Source organism: Fibrobacter sp. UWB4 (genome assembly GCF_002210345.1).
GTDB lineage: Bacteria > Fibrobacterota > Fibrobacteria > Fibrobacterales > Fibrobacteraceae > Fibrobacter.
On the sequence record NZ_MWQI01000008.1, the window covers coordinates 26943 to 44608 of the forward strand.

A 17666-nucleotide genomic window follows, 5' to 3' on the forward strand; every position below is an offset into this window, starting at 1 on the left:
ATAAAAAGACCAAAAGGAGCGACAAAAGGTGGAAAACCGCGACAGAAAATGGAAAGCGCTTTACAAAATTGGGAGAAAAATGCGTATCTTATAAGCGACAAAGGTTTTTCCATGCGCAAAGAAAAAAGCGAAGCAGAAAAGATTCAAGAGGCCAAGGAATGCTGTGAAAAGTTCAATAAGAACCCAGCAGGACCTCTCTTTTTATCCGTCATCTACATCATCGTAATTGCCATTTTTATTAGGCCCGTATGGAACCACATATACATCGATTTCAATTTGATTAAAGTTGTGGACGCATACATTTCCGGCATAATCGTATTATCCGCCATGACCCTATTATATATGCAATGTTCCAATTTTTTCAAAGGAACTGAAGATAAACCCAATAAGGGAAAACTGCGCATTACAGGCGTAATCTTACTCTGCGCCGGAATTCTGGCAGCACTCATTTCGGGGTACACAACAGATAAATACGGCTGGATAGAAGACGAAGCCATAGCTAGTCTTAACGGAAACTTGTTAAACTATGCACTAATAAAATGCACAGGAGTAGACATCGACAGACACAACGGCAACACGTATTACGGGACAGCCAAACTCTCAGACGGAACAACGAGACCTACTGTCGTATACTACATGCGAGGTGCGTATCGCAGACACGGTGTTGAATATAGGATCGTAGCAAAGTTCATGTAAAGCAAAACTCAAACGTTATTCAATATCCAATATATTATTTGATGGTTCTTTTTCAACCGACGATATTTGTCAGCGAGTTGCCAGATTCGATCTCTGTATTCAGGTTTCATTTTTTCATACGGGATGTTTTCATCTATGAAAATAATGAGGTCTAAAAAATTTCTGCAGAAAAAGAATGCTATCGAACGTCGATAGGGTATATTGTCTGGACTAAGATCATAATCTCCCCCATAAGGGTAAGGATTGTCCTGACGTAGGAATGCAAACATATAGTAAAAAGGAAATACGCCGCGGACTTGAAGAATTTCATAATTCCATGGCGTAAACTTACGTCTTTTCGATGGACTTAGCGCAGGCCCAAACATCAACTGCCATCGGATTCCATCCTTCGTGACAACATAAATAGAACAGGCGGAAAAAAATATGAAGGTCATGCATGCAAGAGCAGCAAAGGGAAGAAACCAGTGAAACTGGAACATTTCTACTATATTAAGGACTGCGCTAAAAAAGTAAAAACCATAAAGAAAGGCCGCCCCATGAAACAGCCTCAACCCAAGACGTAAGCTCAAAACGACATGTTTTTCCATAATACAACCCAATGTGGGTATATAGAAATATATAGTCAATCAATCAGGAAATCAAAAAGGCTTTTTCTAGTAACCACTAACTAATAACTAGGAACTATTTTTTCTATATTTTGCCCCGAAAAAATTATCTTCAAGGATACAACCATGAAACGTACACATAACTGCGGCCAGCTTCGCAAGGAAGATGTTGGCCAGATCGTAACACTCGCCGGTTGGGTGGATCGCCGCCGCGACCATGGTGGTGTGATTTTCGTTGACCTCCGCGACAAGTATGGCAAGACCCAGATCGTTTTCAATCCGGATTACAATGCCGATGTTTTGAAGACTGCCGAACAGCTCCGTAACGAATACGTTATTTACGTGACTGGTAAGGTCTACGCCCGCGAAGAAGGCAACACGAACGAAAAGCTCGCCACGGGTGAAATCGAAGTCAAGGCTGACAAGCTCGAAATTTTGAACGCCGCCCTCACCTCTCCGCTCGCCATTAACGACCCGAACGAAGAATGCAAGGAAAACGACGACCTCCGCTTGCAGTACCGCTATTTGGACCTCCGCCGTCCGTGGATCCAGAAGAAGCTCCTCCTCAAGAGCCGCTTCCTCAAGGCCGTGTACGATTTCTTCTACGCTAACGGTTTTGAAAACATTGAAACTCCGTGCCTTTGCAAGTCCACTCCGGAAGGCGCACGTGACTACCTCGTGCCGTCCCGCGTGAACCCGGGCAAGTTCTACGCCCTCCCGCAGTCTCCGCAGCAGTACAAGCAGCTCTTGATGATTGCAGGCATGGACCGCTACTTCCAGATCGCCAAGTGCTTCCGCGACGAAGACCTCCGCGCTGACCGTCAGCCGGAATTCACGCAGATTGACGTTGAAATGTCTTTCGTCAACCAGGACGAAGTGATGGAAATGTTCGACAAGTTCGTGACTGAAGTTTTGGGCAAGGTTTGGAACTTCGAACCGCCGCGTCACATCCGCCGTATGAAGTGGGCAGAAGCTATGCTCAAGTACGGTTCCGATAAGCCGGACCTTCGCTTCGACCTCGAAATTCACGACGTGTCTGAAATCGGTGCAAAGTCCAACTTTGGCGTGTTCAAGAACTGCGTTGCCGCTGGTGGCAAGATCCGCGGTATCGCTGCTAAGGGTTGCGTTGACTTTACTCGTAAGCAGATTGACGAACTCACCGCTTACGTTGCTAAGTACGGTTCCAAGGGCCTCGTGTGGATGCGCGTCAAGGAAAATGACGAAGTTGAAACTCAGGTTGGCAAGTTCTTCACGACCGAACAACTTAACGAACTCCGCGACGCTGTTGGCGCTAAGTGCGGCGACATGATGTTCTTCATCGCAGGTCCGGAAAAGATTGCAGCTACGGCTATGGGTCAGCTCCGCTTGGAAGTCGCCCGTATCAAGGGTCTCCGCGATCCGAAGAAGCGTGAATTTGTTTGGATTACCGAATTCCCGATGTTCGAATACAGCGACACGGAAGGCCGCTACATGGCTATGCACCACCCGTTCACGAACCCGCTTCCGGAACACTTGGACATGATGCTCGGTGGCAACCTCAAGGATTGCAACGCTGAAGCTTATGACCTTGTTCTTAACGGTGTGGAAATCGGCGGTGGTTCTATCCGTATTCACAACCCGGAAGTTCAGGAAAAGGTGTTCCGCTTGCTCGGTCTCTCCGAAGAACAGGTGAAGACCAAGTTCGGCTTCTTCGTCGATGCATTCAAGTACGGTGCTCCTCCGCACGGTGGTTTGGCCTTCGGTCTCGACCGCGTTGTTGCTACGATGGAAGGTGAAGAATCTATCCGTGACTACATCGCATTCCCGAAGAACACGAGTGCTTCTAGCCCGATGGACCAGTGCCCGAGTGAAGTGGACCTCCAGCAGTTGCAGGACATCCACATCTCCGTGCAGATGCCTAAGGGTAACGAGAAAAAGTAATAGTGGTTGTCATGCCCGCGAAGGCGGGCATCACCCTTTTATTAATGCTTTTGAAAAATGGCGGGTTTCGACCCGCCATTTTTTTTGCAAAAAAAGATATGACAAATGCGTAAGGTGATTCCGGCCGGTGGCCGGAATGACAGCTTCCGCGAGAGTCGCGGCACTCAAGATTCAGAAAAGAGCCGTCGGTATTGCTACCGGCGGTTCTTTGATTACTGGATATGGAGGAGTCTTTTTATAAGTTCTTTTTCTGCGGTTTGTGTTCATCGACATTGCCGCAGGGTTTTAGATGGCGGTAAACGGCGGGGTGCCCCGAGATGCTGTCGATGGATAGAAAATGCGATGATTCGGAGACGGCAACACCGAACAATTCCGATTGCCCCGTAAATAGGCTATTGATGTATCCCATGTCGTTCTCCTATATTTTCAAATTCTTCAGGTATTGCGAAAGTTCCATGTTCGCGGAGTAATCCACCGGACACTCGATGATGCTCGGCACGTTCTGACGGAAGGCTTCGCGCAAGGTGCTCGGCAAGTCCTCGGTGCGTTCGATGCGGTAGCCCTTCAAGTGCATGGATTCAGCGTACTTGACGTAATCCGGGTTCGTGAATTCGACCGCATAGCTGTCGCCGTAGCGTTCTTCTTGTTTCCACTTGATGAGACCGTAACCGCCATCAGTAAAAATCAGCGTCACGAAGGGGATGTGTTCGCGGTAAGCCGTTTCGAGTTCCTGGCTGTTCATCATGAAGCCGCCGTCCCCCGTGACCGCCAAGACCTTTTTCTTGGGGTTCAAGAGTTTTGCCGCAATGGCGCCTGGCACTGCAATTCCCATGGTCGCAAAACCGTTAGAAATGATGCAGGTGTTCGGATGGTCGCAATTGTACTGGCGAGCGATCCACATCTTGTGCGCCCCCACGTCCGAAATCAGAATGTCATCTTCATCCAGAACGAGGCGGATATCGTGCAGCACCTTCTGCGGTGTCGGCGGGAAGCTCGTGTCGTGATCATAACGCGAGTGGTCGGCCACCATCATCTCCCGGATTTGCATAGCCCATTCCGGTTCCCAGGAGTTCGGACAAACGCTACTGAGCGCATCAAGAGACGCGGAGATGTCGCCAATGATTTCTTCGTCGGGTTGATAGAATTTGTTCACATGGTTCGGCGTTTCGTCGATGTGAATAATCATCTTGTCGCCATTTGGATTCCACTTGGCAGGCGCATATTCCACAACGTCATAGCCCACAGCAATCACGAGATCAGCCTGTTCCATGACAATGTTCGGGAAATCCCTTTGCGGCATACCGATGCAGCCCATGAAATATTTTTCACAAGAGGGAATCACGCCCTTCGCCATCATGGTGCAGACCACGGGAATCTTGGACGAAGAGACAAATGATCGCAAAGCCTCGGAAGCGTGGTTACGCACAGCGGAATGGCCCACAAGAACCACCGGGCGCTTTGCATTCGCAAAGACCCCGCCCGCCGCAAGAATCGCATCGGTGCTAGCGTACACGGTGTTTTCGCGATGGTGCTTCAGCGGAGTCTGAGCGACCTCGCCATCCACTTCCATAGCGGCAATGTTGCACGGCAAGTCGATGTGGCATGCACCAGGCTTTTCCATTTCGGCATACTTGAAAGCAATACGAACAATTTCATTTACAGTATCCGGGCGGACAACCTGCTTACTGCGCTTGGTAATCGGCGTAAACATGTTCACCAAATCCAAATATTGATGGCTCGTCAAGTGCATACGTTCAGTACCCACCTGCCCCGTAATTGCAATCAGCGGAGCACCATCGGAATTCGCATCGGCAACGCCTGTCACAAGGTTTGTAGCGCCTGGACCAAGAGTCGAAAGACAGACACCCGCCTTACCCGTCAAACGTCCATAGACATCAGCCATGAAAGCAGCGCCCTGCTCGTGACGCACCGTAATGAACTTGATGGACGACTTCTTAATCGCTTCCATCAGTTCGAGAGTTTCTTCACCGGGGATTCCAAAAATGTACTTGACGCCTTCGCTTTCTAAGGACTTGATCAAAACTTCAGCAGTGTTCATAATTTTAAAAGTCTCCGCAATCGTTTTGCAAAAATCGTGCCAATAAGTGATTTTGCCGTAAAAAAGCCAAATTTTGAAAGAAACAGGACTCTAGAGAGCATTTTTTAGAGCAATTTGAGCATTTTAAATGATTTAAAGCTACCGATTATACAAATAATGGAATACGTCTTTACACAACATTTTCCGTAACAATTACAAGAAATGTAATAGACGGATTATAAAAATACGCGATTTTAAGCATTACAAGTCTTGGCACATTTTTTGCGACTAAATGAACATGGAATGTGTAGAGACTGAAGATACTTTTATCAAATCTATTTCGGCATTGTCGAAAGTGGAGTTCGAGCACCGCTGCAGGCGTTTGCATAACGTTCTTGACGAGAACGATCTTTCGTCGAGCATGGGAGGCAACCACAAGGGTACAGACCCCATCCCTCTCGTGATTACGGCTGAAGAATGGAAAACGCTAGAAACGGGCATTGCGCAAAGGGCAAGACTTTTCAATGCTCTCGCAAAAGACATTTATGGCGAACAAAGTCTTTGGAAAAAAGGAAAATTGCCCGCCGCGCTGCTGTTTGCGAACCCGGATTTTTTGCAGGTCGTCTGGAAAGTTAGGCCAGTTGGCGATGTTTTTGTGAACTTGACTTCGACCGATGTGGCAAGGCTCAAAGACGGATCATTCGTGGCTGTGTCGGACCATTTGCAAGTGCCCGAAGGCTTGGGACGTGCGCTGGAGAATCGCATTGGCGTGAGCCGAGCGTTCCCGGAACTATTCCGCAGCATGCAAACGGAACGGCTGGCGGGATTTTTCAAGAAACTGATGGATGGCCTAGACGCCATGCACAAGAACATAGGAGGTGAAGGTGAAACCAGCAAGGTGGTACTTTTGGCATCGAGTCCGGACAATCCGCGTCGCGCAGAAGATGCCGTAATAGCCCGTTACCTCGGGATCCCGCTTGTCGAAAACGACGACCTCGCGATTCGTAACATGCAGGTGTACATGAAGACGCTTATGGGACTCAAGAAGATTGGGACCATTTTCCGCCGAGTGGAAGACGGCATGTGCGACCCGCTGGAGTTGCGAATCGATAGCGGCGAAGGCGCCGTGGGCTTAATCAGCTCTGTGCGCGCAGGGAATGTCGCGATAGCGAACTTTCTCGGGACAGGAGTTCTGGAGACGCCCGTATTCAAGCCGTTTTTGCCGGAGATTTGCCGTGAGCTGTTGGGCGAAAAACTGCTGTTGCGCGATGTGGAAACGCTTTGGCTCGGTAACGCAGTTGATACGGAACGCGTGTTGGCAGAACCCGAAAAATGGATTTTCAAGAAAGCTTTCCGCGACGAAGGGAACTTCAAGGAGGCAGAACCCAAGACTTATGCGACCATGACGACAACGGCACAGCTCGCCCTGCTGCAAGCTGTCGAAAACGCGCCCGAGCAATGGGTCGCAGAAAAATCTATGGAGGTTTCAACAGTTTATGCTTACCGTGGCGAGTTCACTCCGGTGGTTTCGCTGATGCGATTCTTTGCAGTCAATACGGCAAAGGAAACTTCGGTGATGCCGGGTGGTCTCGGGATATTCAAGTTCGCGGATTCCAACGCCACAAATGATGCGAGCGCTTCAACGGTTTGTGCGAAGAACGAATACCTTGGAGAAAAAGACATCTGGGTGCTTTCGGAAAATCCTGTGGCGAACTTTTCTTTGCTCGCTCCAGCAAGTCAGGCGATTACGCCGTCGAGAGCTGGAGGCGATTTGCCTAGCCGTGCGGCCGAGAACTTGTTCCGGCTGGGGCGAGCATTGTCATCATCAAACATGATGGCCCGTATTGCAAGGGGCATCGCGGTAAGGCTTTCGGACGAATCCTGGATGGATATGCCGGAACTGCCGTGGATACTGAAGGCGGGGCTTACAGACGAATCGCAATCCAGACTCGCGCAAGATCCCGAAAACGCACTCCGTTACTTCATCTTGCGCAAGGACAACAAGAATGGCATGCAATGTGTGCTGACGGAAATTCGAGAACTCGGCATGCAATTGCGAGACCGCATCTCGGAGGATTTATGGCTTTATCTGAACGGATTTGGCATTGCAGAAATGCCGGCAGGCACAGGTGCAGCAGCTCTGTTGCCATACCTAAAGGAGGTTCTGTCGGACAGCGCTGCAGTGGCCGGGCTTGCCGCAGATTCCATGACGCGCGGCCACGAATGGCGCTTTTTGGAACTCGGTCGTGAAATCGAGTGCGCCATCCGCACCTTACAGCTGGTCAAGAGTCTGCTTTACACAGCCCCCACTGACGAGATGACAAACTTGCGCTTGTTACAAGCAGTTCTTGAAATCGGCGATGGGCTTATGACATACCACCGCCGCTATGGAGGCCGTTTGCAAGTTGTCCCCGTCATTGACTTGCTATTGTCGGACGAATCCAACCCGCGAAGCGTCGCCTACCAGGTGGCAAAATTGCGGAAAGCAGCAAAGCACTTGCCCGGAAACGACCAGAGCGAAGCGACATTCTCGCCGCTCGACCGTGAACTGATGCGTGTGCTCGCCGAACTCCGCCTCGCAAACATTGAACAACTTGCAGAAACTGTTGACAACAAAAGGGAGACCCTCATAAAACTCATAGATGCACAGATAAACTCTATTGAACGGATTGCAGAAATCGTGAACAGGCTCTACTTAAGCCACGCCCCACGCGCAGATGTTTTCCACGCGACAACCACGGATGTGTCGGAGGTTTAAGATGCCCATTTATCAAGTTGACCATGAGACCGTCTACGACTACCGACTCCCCGTTCTTTACAGCAACCACCTCGCCCATATGCTCCCACGAACTGTCAGCCGACAGCACTGGCTCAGCCACAGCATCGAAGTGGAGCCGAACCCGACAATTCAGCAGGAACGCATCGACATTTTCGGGAACAGGGTGTTGGCATTTAGCATCGAGCAGGAGCACACGCACTTTAGATTCAAAACGACGGGCATCGTGGATGTTCAAAATGACGAGCCGCCAAAGAAAGGTGAAACAATGAAATGGGAAGATGTCGCAAAACTTTTGGAACGCCCGACAAGCGACGAGACGCTAGACGCCGCGATGTACGCCTACGCCTCCCCTTTCGCCAAGTTTGACGAATCGGTCCGCAATTACGCGCTCGAAAGCTTTGAGCAGGGCCGCCCCATTTTTGACGCCGCCTACGAGCTGATGACGCGCATCTACACGGATTGCAAGTACACGCCGGGAGCCACGAGAATCGGGGCGCAGCCGCAAGAGATCTTGCGCGGACGAAAAGGCGTCTGCCAGGACTTTGCGCACCTGATGATAGGCTGTTTGCGCTCACTGTACTTGCCCTGCCGTTATGTGAGCGGCTACCTCCGCACACACCCATGCGAAGGGCAACCCAAACTCGTCGGAGCCGACGCGACCCACGCCTGGGTCAGCACCTACATTCCCGGCCACGGCTGGGTAGAACTGGACCCCACCAATAATGTGCTTGGAGGTGACGAGCACATCATACTCGCCTGGGGCAGAGACTTCGGAGATGTTAGCCCGTTAAAGGGCGTCATCACCGGAGGTGGCGAGCATACCTTGAAAGTGTCCGTGAACGTGGATACGAAGAGTTACTGAGGCCGCTTCGCGGCAGTTACTAGTTCCGAGTTACTAGAAATGTTTATATAGCAATCTCTAATAACTACCAACTATTAACTAGCAACTAGAAAAGCCCGAAGGGCGAAGTAACTAACACATAAAAGCATAAGGAAACAAAACATGCGATTTGGAAATTACGACACCGAAGGCTTTTACGACGAGCTTTGCTTACCTGACGGGACTCCCCGCCCGGCAGCAGAGCCGTTGTTTACGAAAATCAACGAGCTTCCCGAAGGAGAACTGCAACGCCGTCAAATCATTGCGGAATCTGCGTTTTACGATAACGGCATTACATTCGCGGTTTACGGCAACAAGGACGGCAAGGACAAAATCATCCCCTTTGACGTCATCCCGCGTATTGTAAGCGCAGCCGACTGGAAGCACCTCGAAGCAGGCCTCAAACAGCGTACAGAAGCACTGAACTGCTTTTTGACGGACATCTACAACGATCGCAAGATTTTGCGTGACAAGGTCGTCCCTGAAAGTCTCATCAACACCTGCACCGCATACAGAGCGCAGATGGAAGGCTTTGTGCCGCCCAAGGGAATCTGGGCGCACATTACCGGCACTGACCTTGTGCGCGATACCGACGGCACGTTCTACGTGCTTGAAGACAACATGCGTTGCCCGAGTGGCGTCTCGTACGTGTTGCAGAACCGCCAGATTCTCAAGAGGACATTCCCGCAGGTTTTCTCCAACTGCTCCATTCGCCCTGTAGACGAATACTGCACTCGTTTGCGCCACGCGCTGGAATACTTGGCAGATTCCACAGCATCGCCTAAAGTTGTGGTGTTGACTCCCGGCATCTACAATTCGGCGTACTACGAGCATTCCTATTTGGCACAGCAGATGGGCGTGGACCTCGTGACCGGCGACGACCTCGTCGTGCAGGACAAGAAGGTCTATGCACGTACGACGCGCGGCCTCAAGCAGGTTCACGTGATTTACCGCCGTGTCGATGATGAATTCTTGGACCCGAAAGTGTTCCGTCCGGATTCTTGCCTCGGCGTGTCCGGACTCATCGAAGCGTACAAGGCAGGTAACGTTGCGCTTGCGAATGCGCCCGGTTGCGGCGTCGCGGACGATAAAGCGATTTATACCTACGTGCCGCAGATTATCAAGTACTACCTCGGCGAAGAGGCGATTATCCCGAACGTGCCGACATTTGTCTGCGAGAACCCGAAGCACATGCAGCATGTATTGGATCACATCGAGAACATGGTCGTCAAGGCTGCTAGCGAATCCGGCGGCTACGGGATGCTCGTCGGTCCAAAATCGACGAAGGAGGAATGTGAAGCTTTCAAGAGCAAGATCATCGCAAATCCGCGTAACTACATCGCGCAGCCCATGATTTCGCTCAGCCGCGTACCATGCATTGTCGATGGCGGTTTCGAAGGTCGCCATGTGGACTTGCGCCCCTACATCGTGCAAGGGCGTGAGACCTACATTCTCCCTGGCGGTCTCACCCGTGTGGCGCTCCGCAAGGGGTCTATCGTGGTAAACAGTTCGCAGGGCGGTGGATGCAAGGACACCTGGGTCATTGCCGAAAACGAAAAGGCTCCAGAACTCGGACAAGCTAAACTCTGGATGGAACAACAACAGCAGCAACAGTAGACTGTAGGAAGTTAGAAGTAGGAAGTAGATTATGTTAAGTAGAGTCGCAAATTCCATTTATTGGCTCGCCCGCTATATAGAACGCGCCGAAAACGTCGCGCGAAGCATCGACGTGAACCTCCAGCTGCAACTGGATTTGCCCGGTGAAGAGCGCCCTTGGGAACCGGTGATTCAGATTGCCGGCAATGCCGATGACTTCTTCAAAAAATACGCGCACGTTTCCATCGAAAACGCGCTCATGTTCTTGACGTTCGATAAGGAAAATCCGAACAGCATCATTTCGTGCGTCGGGGCCGCCCGCGAAAACGCCCGCTGCGTCCGCGAAAGAATTTCTTCGGAGCTATGGATTGCCATCAACCAGTTCTATCTGAAACTGAACGATCCTGAAATGCCTAAAGAAGCGTTGGCAGGTCCGCACGCATTTTACAACAGCGTCAAGGAATTCAGTCAGCTCACCGCGGGCATCATTCAAGGCACGATGAACCACGATGTCGCTTGGAACTTCACGCATCTCGGCACATTGCTCGAACGCGCTGACCAGACTTCGCGAATTCTGGACGTCAAGTACTACATCTTGCTTCCGGACGTGAGCATGGTGGGCATGGCGCTCGATACCGTGCAGTGGAACGCCGTTCTCAAGAGCGTCGGTGCGTACGAAATGTTTCACCGTCGCAATTCGAATGTGACACCGCATAACGTCGCGGAATTTCTCCTGCTCTCCGAAGACTTTCCGCGTTCCTTGCGCTACTGCCTAGAAAAAGCAGAGCAATGCCTCAAGAACATCGCCTACCCTGTCAAGAGCAAGGCAGAATCCATCCGCCTCCTAGGAAAGTTGCGTTCCGACATTGCGTTCACCACCATCGAAGAAATCATCGATCAAGGGCTTCACGAACAAATTGAAAAAGTTCAGATTCGCTTGAACGAACTTGGCAACCAGATCTGGAAAGATTTCTTCTGCTAAAAAAATTCCATTACACTCAAATAAAATCACAATGGCGGGTTTCGGCTCGCCATTTCTTTTTGATAAAAAAACGCCGAACTTATGCTATATAACCAAAATCAATTTAAAAAGCAATCATTTAAATCATATAAAAAAAATACTTCTTTCATGCAAAAAAAAATTTTCTGAGCGTTTTCGCCCCACTCGTTTTTTAAAATTCTCAATTTTGACAACAGTCAATAAAATTTTTTGACAAATATTATCAAATGCAAGATAAACCACTATATATTCCATTATGAAGGTGTTGGTATGTTTGTTAATTCATTATGGGATGAGATATGCAAAATAAACACATAGTTTGGTTTCTTGCGTTTGCGAGCACATATTTTTGTAGTTGCACAGACGACAATGTCGCAGCTCCGTTTGACGACACACCTCAAATCAGCGAAAGTTCGTCATCTATTGGCCCCCAGGAAAATTCAAGCAACCTTCCTCCAGCACAATTTTTGTCTTCTTCTGTCGAATTTTCCGAAGTTTCAAGTTCACAGACCGCTCCTGTTCCAGGCTCATCTAGCGTAAACAACCTCAGCAGTTCTTCCTCGCCTATCGCACTTTCAAGTTCCGTCATTTCAGAGACGAGCAGTTCGACTACACCAGAGCAGCCAGCACTTTCCTCAAGCTCCACAGCAACATCAAATACATCGACAGCACAATCATCATCTAGCAGTCTTCAGGATTATGGCGATAACCACAAGCCTAAAGCAACATTCCTCCCGAAAGCAGGGTTCTACAAGAGTTTAACCATTGAACCGCCCACGCCTCAAAAAGGCGGCGAAATCCGTTGCACATTTGACGGTTCATTCCCGACAGCAAATTCCAAACAAATTACATCAGCCACCCCAATTACAGAAAACTCAGTTGTACGTTGTTCTGAATTTGTAAACGGCATGGCTGTGGATACCACGACACAGACGTACTTCATCAACGAAAGCGTTTCGATGCCGGTTATCGCACTCACCGTCAATCACCACGACATGTTCGACTCTACAGACGGTCTCTATGCAACAGGGAACCTCACTGGCGGCGGATTTGGCGGTGGCATGTGGGACATTGGCGGAGGTGGCAACATAACAGACAACAGCAATCCCAAATGTACAGAACCTTGCAAGGCCGCAAACTTCTGGAAAGACACGGAGCTTCCCGTACACGTGGAATACTTTGAAAAAGGAAGTTCTACCACTGAAAAGACTTGGGAAATTGATGCAGGCATTTCAATTATCGGGAACTGGAGCCGCTACAAGCCAAAGAAAAGCGTGGCCATAAAAATGGACAACGACACATACGGCGACAAAGTTATCAAATACTCTTTGTTCAAGACGCGCCCAGAAGCCAAGAAATTCAAAAGTTTCAACTTGCGCAACAACGGCAACCGTTTCTGGACGGATTACATCGGTGACGCCATGATGACATCACTCATGGAAGGCACGGAAGTCGATTACCAGCGCAGCCGCCAAGTCGTCGTGTTCTTCAATGGCGAATACTTCGGCATCCATGACATGCGTGAACGATTGAACAGACACTTTGTCGAAACAAACTACGGCATTGATTCAAAGTCCATCAACATGATCAAGATCGCCGGTACAAGCTACGAAGCAAGCGGTACAAACGGAGCTTCAACTAGCGATTACCAGCAACTTGTAAACAGCATTTCTAGTGCAAATTTTGCAGGCGAAAACAACGCTCAGTACGAACAGATTAAGAGCAAGCTCAATGTCAACAGTTTTGCCCAGTACATGTTCGCCGAAATGTACTACCACAACGGTGACTGGCCAAACAACAATATTCGCGCCTGGGGCGGCAACGGACACCCGTTCAAATTCGTCGCATTCGACACAGATCACGGCTTTGGTTTTACACCGGGCATTAGCGGTTTCGATGTTCAAAATCAGAATATGTTTGACTGGGTTCTCGGTTCAAAATCAAGCAATCAAGGCGGAAACGGTGGCATGTGGGGCGGTTTCGGCGGCTTTGGCGGCGGCAGCTCCGTTGACAGCAGGTCTCCAGGCGGCATGCTCAAGAAGCTCCTTGAAAATCCTGATTTCAAGCGCATGTTCATCAACAACGCCTGCATCCTCCTCAACAGCTACTTGACTTACGAAAAGGTGCAGAGCACTGTGCAGTCCATGATGGCAACCATACCATCTTCGGAACAGCAGCGCGACGAAAAACGCTGGCCGCGCAATCAGAGCAATTTCAAGTGGGATCCGACAGGCAATACACTTATATCCTACGCCAAGAATCGCGGCGAAACGCTCAAGAAAGAAATGGCTGAACGCTTTGACCTTGAGAACGAAGTTTCCGTGACGATCGGCGTCAGCGGAAACGGCAGCGTACAGGTGGACGGCATGAAACTTCCGAGCAACAATTATCAGTGCAAGTTCTTCAGCAACAACGAGCTTCAATTGACAGCTGCGGCAAGCGCCGGTGCAGTATTCACGGGATGGTCTGACGGTTCAACAGAAAACCCTCACAAGGTTACGCCCACCGCAGGTATGACAATTACGGCTGTGTTCAAGTAAGATATCACACAATCCACATCCTCCTCCCTGCGAACAAGCGTCGCGGGGATTTTTTATATTGAGAACATGTCCAGAGCCGCCAAAAGACGCAGAAAACTCATGATGATGGAAAGTCAACCTCTCCCACCGTCCGAAGTGAAGTCAACTATTTCTAAAAAAAATTCATTCAAAAAAAAGACGCTAATTACTTTATCCATATTAGAAGTATGTTTCATTGCAACATTTTTCCTTCTAAGAGCAAAAACACATTCGTTTAATCTCGGCTATATCATCGATGATGCATTTTTAGACAAACTTGCCGAGCGTGAGTTATACAGAACATTGCTTAGAATTTCACTAGCCTTCTGTGTAAGCTTTGGAATGGGCATCATTTTACACTTCTTTAAAGTATTGCCAATAAAAAAAAACAACAAAGTGCCATCTACAAAAAATTTTATTACTGAATTATTTCTCCTAGTCTTACTTGCCATTCTCGTTTCTATTCCGCAAGTTATTGAACTCCATGCAAGGTTCACAAAAAAGCCAATACTTCAAAAAGAAATCCTTATTGATAAAGATACTTGGACAACAAAATCAGGGATGCATTACGACCTTATATTCAGTAGCAAATCGAACATAACGGTCAGCAAACGCACTTATTTAGCAACGAATATTGGAACTGAATTTTACACAGTTTACCAAGGGTCATTTCTTATAGATTATTTCCCGACGGATAGATATTTTCTCAAGAAAGATTAGAGAACTAGGCTTGAACTATATACAGACTTATTCAGCAAGGGATTTTGATTAGAAACACCGAAATACAATCGATACGGTCATATCATTTGGGGAAGTAAAAAGCAATATTTTAAAGATATTGAATAACTATATTAAGCACATATCCCCCAAACAACAAAAATCTGCGTAGCTTACAGCTGCGTAGATTTTTTTATGGAATGGAAAGGGGTTCGGGATGGCCAGATGGCCAAAACACTCACTTCGTTTCGCGTTTTGCCCTCCGGGCGCTCCGTCATTCCGACGCCGAAGGCGGAGGAATCCAGTCAAGATTTCATTCGCGAAAAAACATTTTCATCGGGGTAGCCAGATTGTTCTTGCCGCTATTCGGCTACGCCGAGCGGCGCGAACCCTACGGGCTACGTCTTACGACGTAGCGCAAAATTCTCCATACGATTTCTCTCCGTTTAATCATTGGCGAATTTTGTGGCAGCGCCGGCTTCGGTTTCGCTGCGCTACCCTACTTTGCACATCGGGGTAGCCAGATTGCCAAAACACTCACTTCGTTTTTATGCTAGGGGTAGCCAGATTGGCGGCGCCGGCTTCGGTTTCGCTTCGCTCACTTCCCGGCTTGCCCTTCGGGCTTCACCTTCGGTGAAGCTGATCTGGCTACCTAAGATACGAAAAAAGGACCCACAAGGGGTCCTTTTTCGTATCGGGGTAGCCAGATTCGAACTGACGACATTCTGCTCCCAAAGCAGACGCTCTACCAGGCTGAGCTACACCCCGAAGTGCTCCAAATATAGCAAAGATTAACAGAAAATTGAGTCTATTTACAAAAAAAATTTATCTATAATAAAATTTTTCACAAAAACTTCACTTTTGTGCACTGAAAATATTGACAATTGCTCAGTTGTGCATTATATTTATATTGTATATATTCCAGCATCCTTTATGACGAGAGGCAAACCATGGAAAACAATAACGAAAAACGCAAAGAGATGACCGCAAGGCAAGAAGAAATCTACGAATACATCAAGAAGTATTCTAAAGAAAATCACATGCCGCCAACAGTCCGCGAAATCGGCAACCACTTCGACATTTCTTCCACGAACGGCGTACGTTCCATTCTCGCCGCCCTCATCAAGAAAGGCTACATCAACCGCTCTCCGCGCCTCAGCCGCGGCATCGAAATCTTGAGCGACGACAAAGAATCCAGCAAGGAAGTCGCAAACAACACTATCGAGATTCCTATCGTCGGTCGCGTTGCCGCCGGTACGCCGATTCTCGCCGTGCAGAACCTCGAAGGCACAGTCACAATCGACAGAGACTTTCTCGCTTGCCGTAGCGACGTCTTTGCGCTTCGCGTCAAAGGCGATTCCATGATCAATGCAGGCATTTTCGATGGAGACCTGATTTTTGCACGTCAGCAAAAGACCGCCGACCTTGGCGAAATCGTCGTTGCACAAATCGATAACGAAGCGACGGTCAAGTACTACCACCCGAGCGCAGACCATGTGGAACTACGCCCGGCCAACCCGAAGTACAAGCCAATCATTGTGAACAACAAAAAAGACTTCTCCATTGCAGGCCGCGTCATCGGCGTCATGAGAAAAGTCAACTAATTTATCTACAACACTTTACTGGATCCATCGTCGTTTCACATCCTCTGGATGACGAATTGATGCGAACAGTAAACAACAAAAACCGAGGTTCAACGCCTCGGCTTTTTTTTCGTTCGTATAATTTAATGGATGCGACTCTCGCCTATCGAGGTTGTCCGTCGCTACGTTCCAGGACGACATTAATCGTCGAAATCGGCGAGTTCTTCTTCAGCTTCCTTGAGGTCAGCTGCGTCCGGTCCTTCGATATCGTCGTCCTCCACTTCATCCAAAGAGTCTCCACCCATGGCGCCCAGCTGGTATTCCACCTTGCGGGCTTCCTTGGACTGGCCCAAGTGCAAAATAGCGGCACATTCTTCGCAGTAACCGAGGTGCTTATCGACCCAAAATTCCGGAGAAACAAGGTTCTTGTTGCAACGAGTGCAAATCTGCGTTGCAGCTTCGCGCGTGAACGCAGCGTTCTGTTCTTCGAGTTCCTTCAAGATGCGTTCCGTCAGTTCTTCCTGAGTTTCTTCAGCAAGAGAGATCTTGTGGCGGATAGCGGAAGTCGGCTTCTTTTCGAGGTTCTTCATTTCAGAAGTCACCTTCTTCTTGTTGGCGCGTTCTTCCTGCTCATCAATTTCTACAAACATAATGAACTTGCAAGGCTTCTTACCGCCTTCAAGCAAAACAGCATACGGATAATCAGATTTCACAGCGGACTTTTTGGGTTCAGACTTTTCAACAACTTCAGCTTTTTCAAGAACTTTTTCAGGAGCCTTTTCTACAGTCTCCTTAACCGGTTCCTTTTCGATTTTCTTTTCGACTTCCTTTACAACTTCTTTTTCGACAACCTTTTTCGGAGCTACTGGAGCCTTAGCCTCGACTGCCGGTTCAACCTTCTTTTCGGGAGCTGGTTTCTTGGATGTTTCGGCAACAGCCTTTGCCGGAGCTGCCTTTGCTGGAGCCTTCGTCGGGGCGGCCTTCACCACTTTTGCGGGTTCCTTCTTTGCCGGAACATCCTTCTTTGCGACAGGCTTTTTGGCCGAAGCAGCCGGGGCAGCCTTTGCAGGAGCCTTCGCCGGCGCAGCCTTCTTTGCCGGAGCCGGAGCGGCCTTTGCTACAGGCTTTTTGGCCGGGGCGGCCTTTGCAGGAGCCTTGGCAGGGGCTGCCTTCTTAGCCGGTGCCGGAGCAGCCTTTGCTACAGGCTTTTTGGCCGGAGCGGCCTTTGCCGCTTTCTTTTCAGAAGTACTAGCCTTTGCAGGCGCTTTTGATGTCGCTTTTTTTGAACTCATAT

Annotated in this window: 13 protein-coding genes and 1 tRNA gene; 9 read left to right on the forward strand and 5 right to left on the reverse strand. The window is 49.0% G+C overall.

The window, feature by feature from the left end:
• Positions 1 to 48 precede the first annotated feature (48 nt).
• Entirely contained in the window at positions 49 to 696 is a 648-nt protein-coding gene (locus B7990_RS11585; RefSeq protein WP_088641098.1) for a hypothetical protein, read from the forward strand.
• Positions 697 to 704: 8 nt separating this feature from the next.
• On the opposite strand, the gene B7990_RS11590 is transcribed toward B7990_RS11585, so the two are convergent.
• Positions 705 to 1283, reverse strand: a complete 579-nt coding sequence (locus B7990_RS11590; protein ID WP_088641099.1) for a hypothetical protein — start codon at positions 1281 to 1283, stop codon at positions 705 to 707.
• Between the two features lie 144 nt (positions 1284 to 1427).
• On the opposite strand from B7990_RS11590, the gene aspS reads away from it, so the two are divergent.
• Entirely contained in the window at positions 1428 to 3221 is a 1794-nt protein-coding gene (gene aspS / locus B7990_RS11595) for an aspartate--tRNA ligase (RefSeq protein ID WP_088641100.1), read from the forward strand.
• A 235-nt stretch (positions 3222 to 3456) separates the two neighbouring features.
• Here the strand turns inward: aspS and B7990_RS14955 are convergent, their stop codons facing one another.
• Positions 3457 to 3630: a hypothetical protein gene (locus B7990_RS14955; protein WP_173355199.1), complete on the reverse strand. Its 174-nt coding sequence runs from the start codon at positions 3628 to 3630 to the stop codon at positions 3457 to 3459.
• Positions 3631 to 3639: 9 nt separating this feature from the next.
• A complete protein-coding gene (locus B7990_RS11600) occupies positions 3640 to 5280 on the reverse strand; it encodes an acetolactate synthase large subunit (protein ID WP_088641101.1) in 1641 nt (546 codons plus the stop codon).
• A 361-nt stretch (positions 5281 to 5641) separates the two neighbouring features.
• Between B7990_RS11600 and B7990_RS11605 the strand changes: the two genes are divergently transcribed.
• From B7990_RS11605 to B7990_RS11630, 6 genes are all read left to right on the forward strand, one after another.
• Complete coding sequence (locus tag B7990_RS11605; protein WP_254917508.1) at positions 5642 to 8017, forward strand: circularly permuted type 2 ATP-grasp protein; 2376 nt, start codon at positions 5642 to 5644, stop codon at positions 8015 to 8017.
• 1 nt (position 8018) lies between these two features.
• Complete coding sequence (locus B7990_RS11610) at positions 8019 to 8900, forward strand: transglutaminase family protein (RefSeq protein ID WP_088641102.1); 882 nt, start codon at positions 8019 to 8021, stop codon at positions 8898 to 8900.
• A gap of 141 nt (positions 8901 to 9041) precedes the next feature.
• On the forward strand, positions 9042 to 10535 hold the full coding sequence (locus B7990_RS11615; RefSeq protein WP_088641103.1) for a circularly permuted type 2 ATP-grasp protein: 1494 nt from the start codon (positions 9042 to 9044) through the stop codon (positions 10533 to 10535).
• Positions 10536 to 10566: 31 nt separating this feature from the next.
• Entirely contained in the window at positions 10567 to 11496 is a 930-nt protein-coding gene (locus B7990_RS11620; protein ID WP_014544941.1) for an alpha-E domain-containing protein, read from the forward strand.
• Positions 11497 to 11813: 317 nt separating this feature from the next.
• On the forward strand, positions 11814 to 14054 hold the full coding sequence (locus B7990_RS11625; RefSeq protein ID WP_088641104.1) for a CotH kinase family protein: 2241 nt from the start codon (positions 11814 to 11816) through the stop codon (positions 14052 to 14054).
• 66 nt (positions 14055 to 14120) lie between these two features.
• Entirely contained in the window at positions 14121 to 14792 is a 672-nt protein-coding gene (locus B7990_RS11630; RefSeq protein WP_088641105.1) for a hypothetical protein, read from the forward strand.
• Between the two features lie 691 nt (positions 14793 to 15483).
• On the opposite strand, the gene B7990_RS11635 is transcribed toward B7990_RS11630, so the two are convergent.
• Positions 15484 to 15557 (reverse strand) — tRNA-Pro (locus tag B7990_RS11635).
• A 182-nt stretch (positions 15558 to 15739) separates the two neighbouring features.
• Here B7990_RS11635 and lexA point away from each other — a divergent pair.
• Positions 15740 to 16393: a transcriptional repressor LexA gene (lexA, locus tag B7990_RS11640; protein ID WP_088641106.1), complete on the forward strand. Its 654-nt coding sequence runs from the start codon at positions 15740 to 15742 to the stop codon at positions 16391 to 16393.
• A gap of 179 nt (positions 16394 to 16572) precedes the next feature.
• On the opposite strand, the gene B7990_RS14960 is transcribed toward lexA, so the two are convergent.
• Positions 16573 to 17664: a hypothetical protein gene (locus B7990_RS14960; protein WP_176407305.1), complete on the reverse strand. Its 1092-nt coding sequence runs from the start codon at positions 17662 to 17664 to the stop codon at positions 16573 to 16575.
• Positions 17665 to 17666: the final 2 nt, after the last annotated feature.

Coding starts and splice junctions, on each gene's coding strand:
- B7990_RS11585 (WP_088641098.1), top strand. CDS start 49: ATGGAAAGCGCTTTACAAAATTGGGAGAAAAATGCGTATCTTATAAGC.
- B7990_RS11590 (WP_088641099.1), bottom strand. CDS start 1,283: ATGGAAAAACATGTCGTTTTGAGCTTACGTCTTGGGTTGAGGCTGTTT.
- aspS (WP_088641100.1), top strand. CDS start 1,428: ATGAAACGTACACATAACTGCGGCCAGCTTCGCAAGGAAGATGTTGGC.
- B7990_RS14955 (WP_173355199.1), bottom strand. CDS start 3,630: ATGGGATACATCAATAGCCTATTTACGGGGCAATCGGAATTGTTCGGT.
- B7990_RS11600 (WP_088641101.1), bottom strand. CDS start 5,280: ATGAACACTGCTGAAGTTTTGATCAAGTCCTTAGAAAGCGAAGGCGTC.
- B7990_RS11610 (WP_088641102.1), top strand. CDS start 8,019: ATGCCCATTTATCAAGTTGACCATGAGACCGTCTACGACTACCGACTC.
- B7990_RS11615 (WP_088641103.1), top strand. CDS start 9,042: ATGCGATTTGGAAATTACGACACCGAAGGCTTTTACGACGAGCTTTGC.
- B7990_RS11620 (WP_014544941.1), top strand. CDS start 10,567: ATGTTAAGTAGAGTCGCAAATTCCATTTATTGGCTCGCCCGCTATATA.
- B7990_RS11625 (WP_088641104.1), top strand. CDS start 11,814: ATGCAAAATAAACACATAGTTTGGTTTCTTGCGTTTGCGAGCACATAT.
- B7990_RS11630 (WP_088641105.1), top strand. CDS start 14,121: ATGTCCAGAGCCGCCAAAAGACGCAGAAAACTCATGATGATGGAAAGT.
- lexA (WP_088641106.1), top strand. CDS start 15,740: ATGGAAAACAATAACGAAAAACGCAAAGAGATGACCGCAAGGCAAGAA.
- B7990_RS14960 (WP_176407305.1), bottom strand. CDS start 17,664: ATGAGTTCAAAAAAAGCGACATCAAAAGCGCCTGCAAAGGCTAGTACT.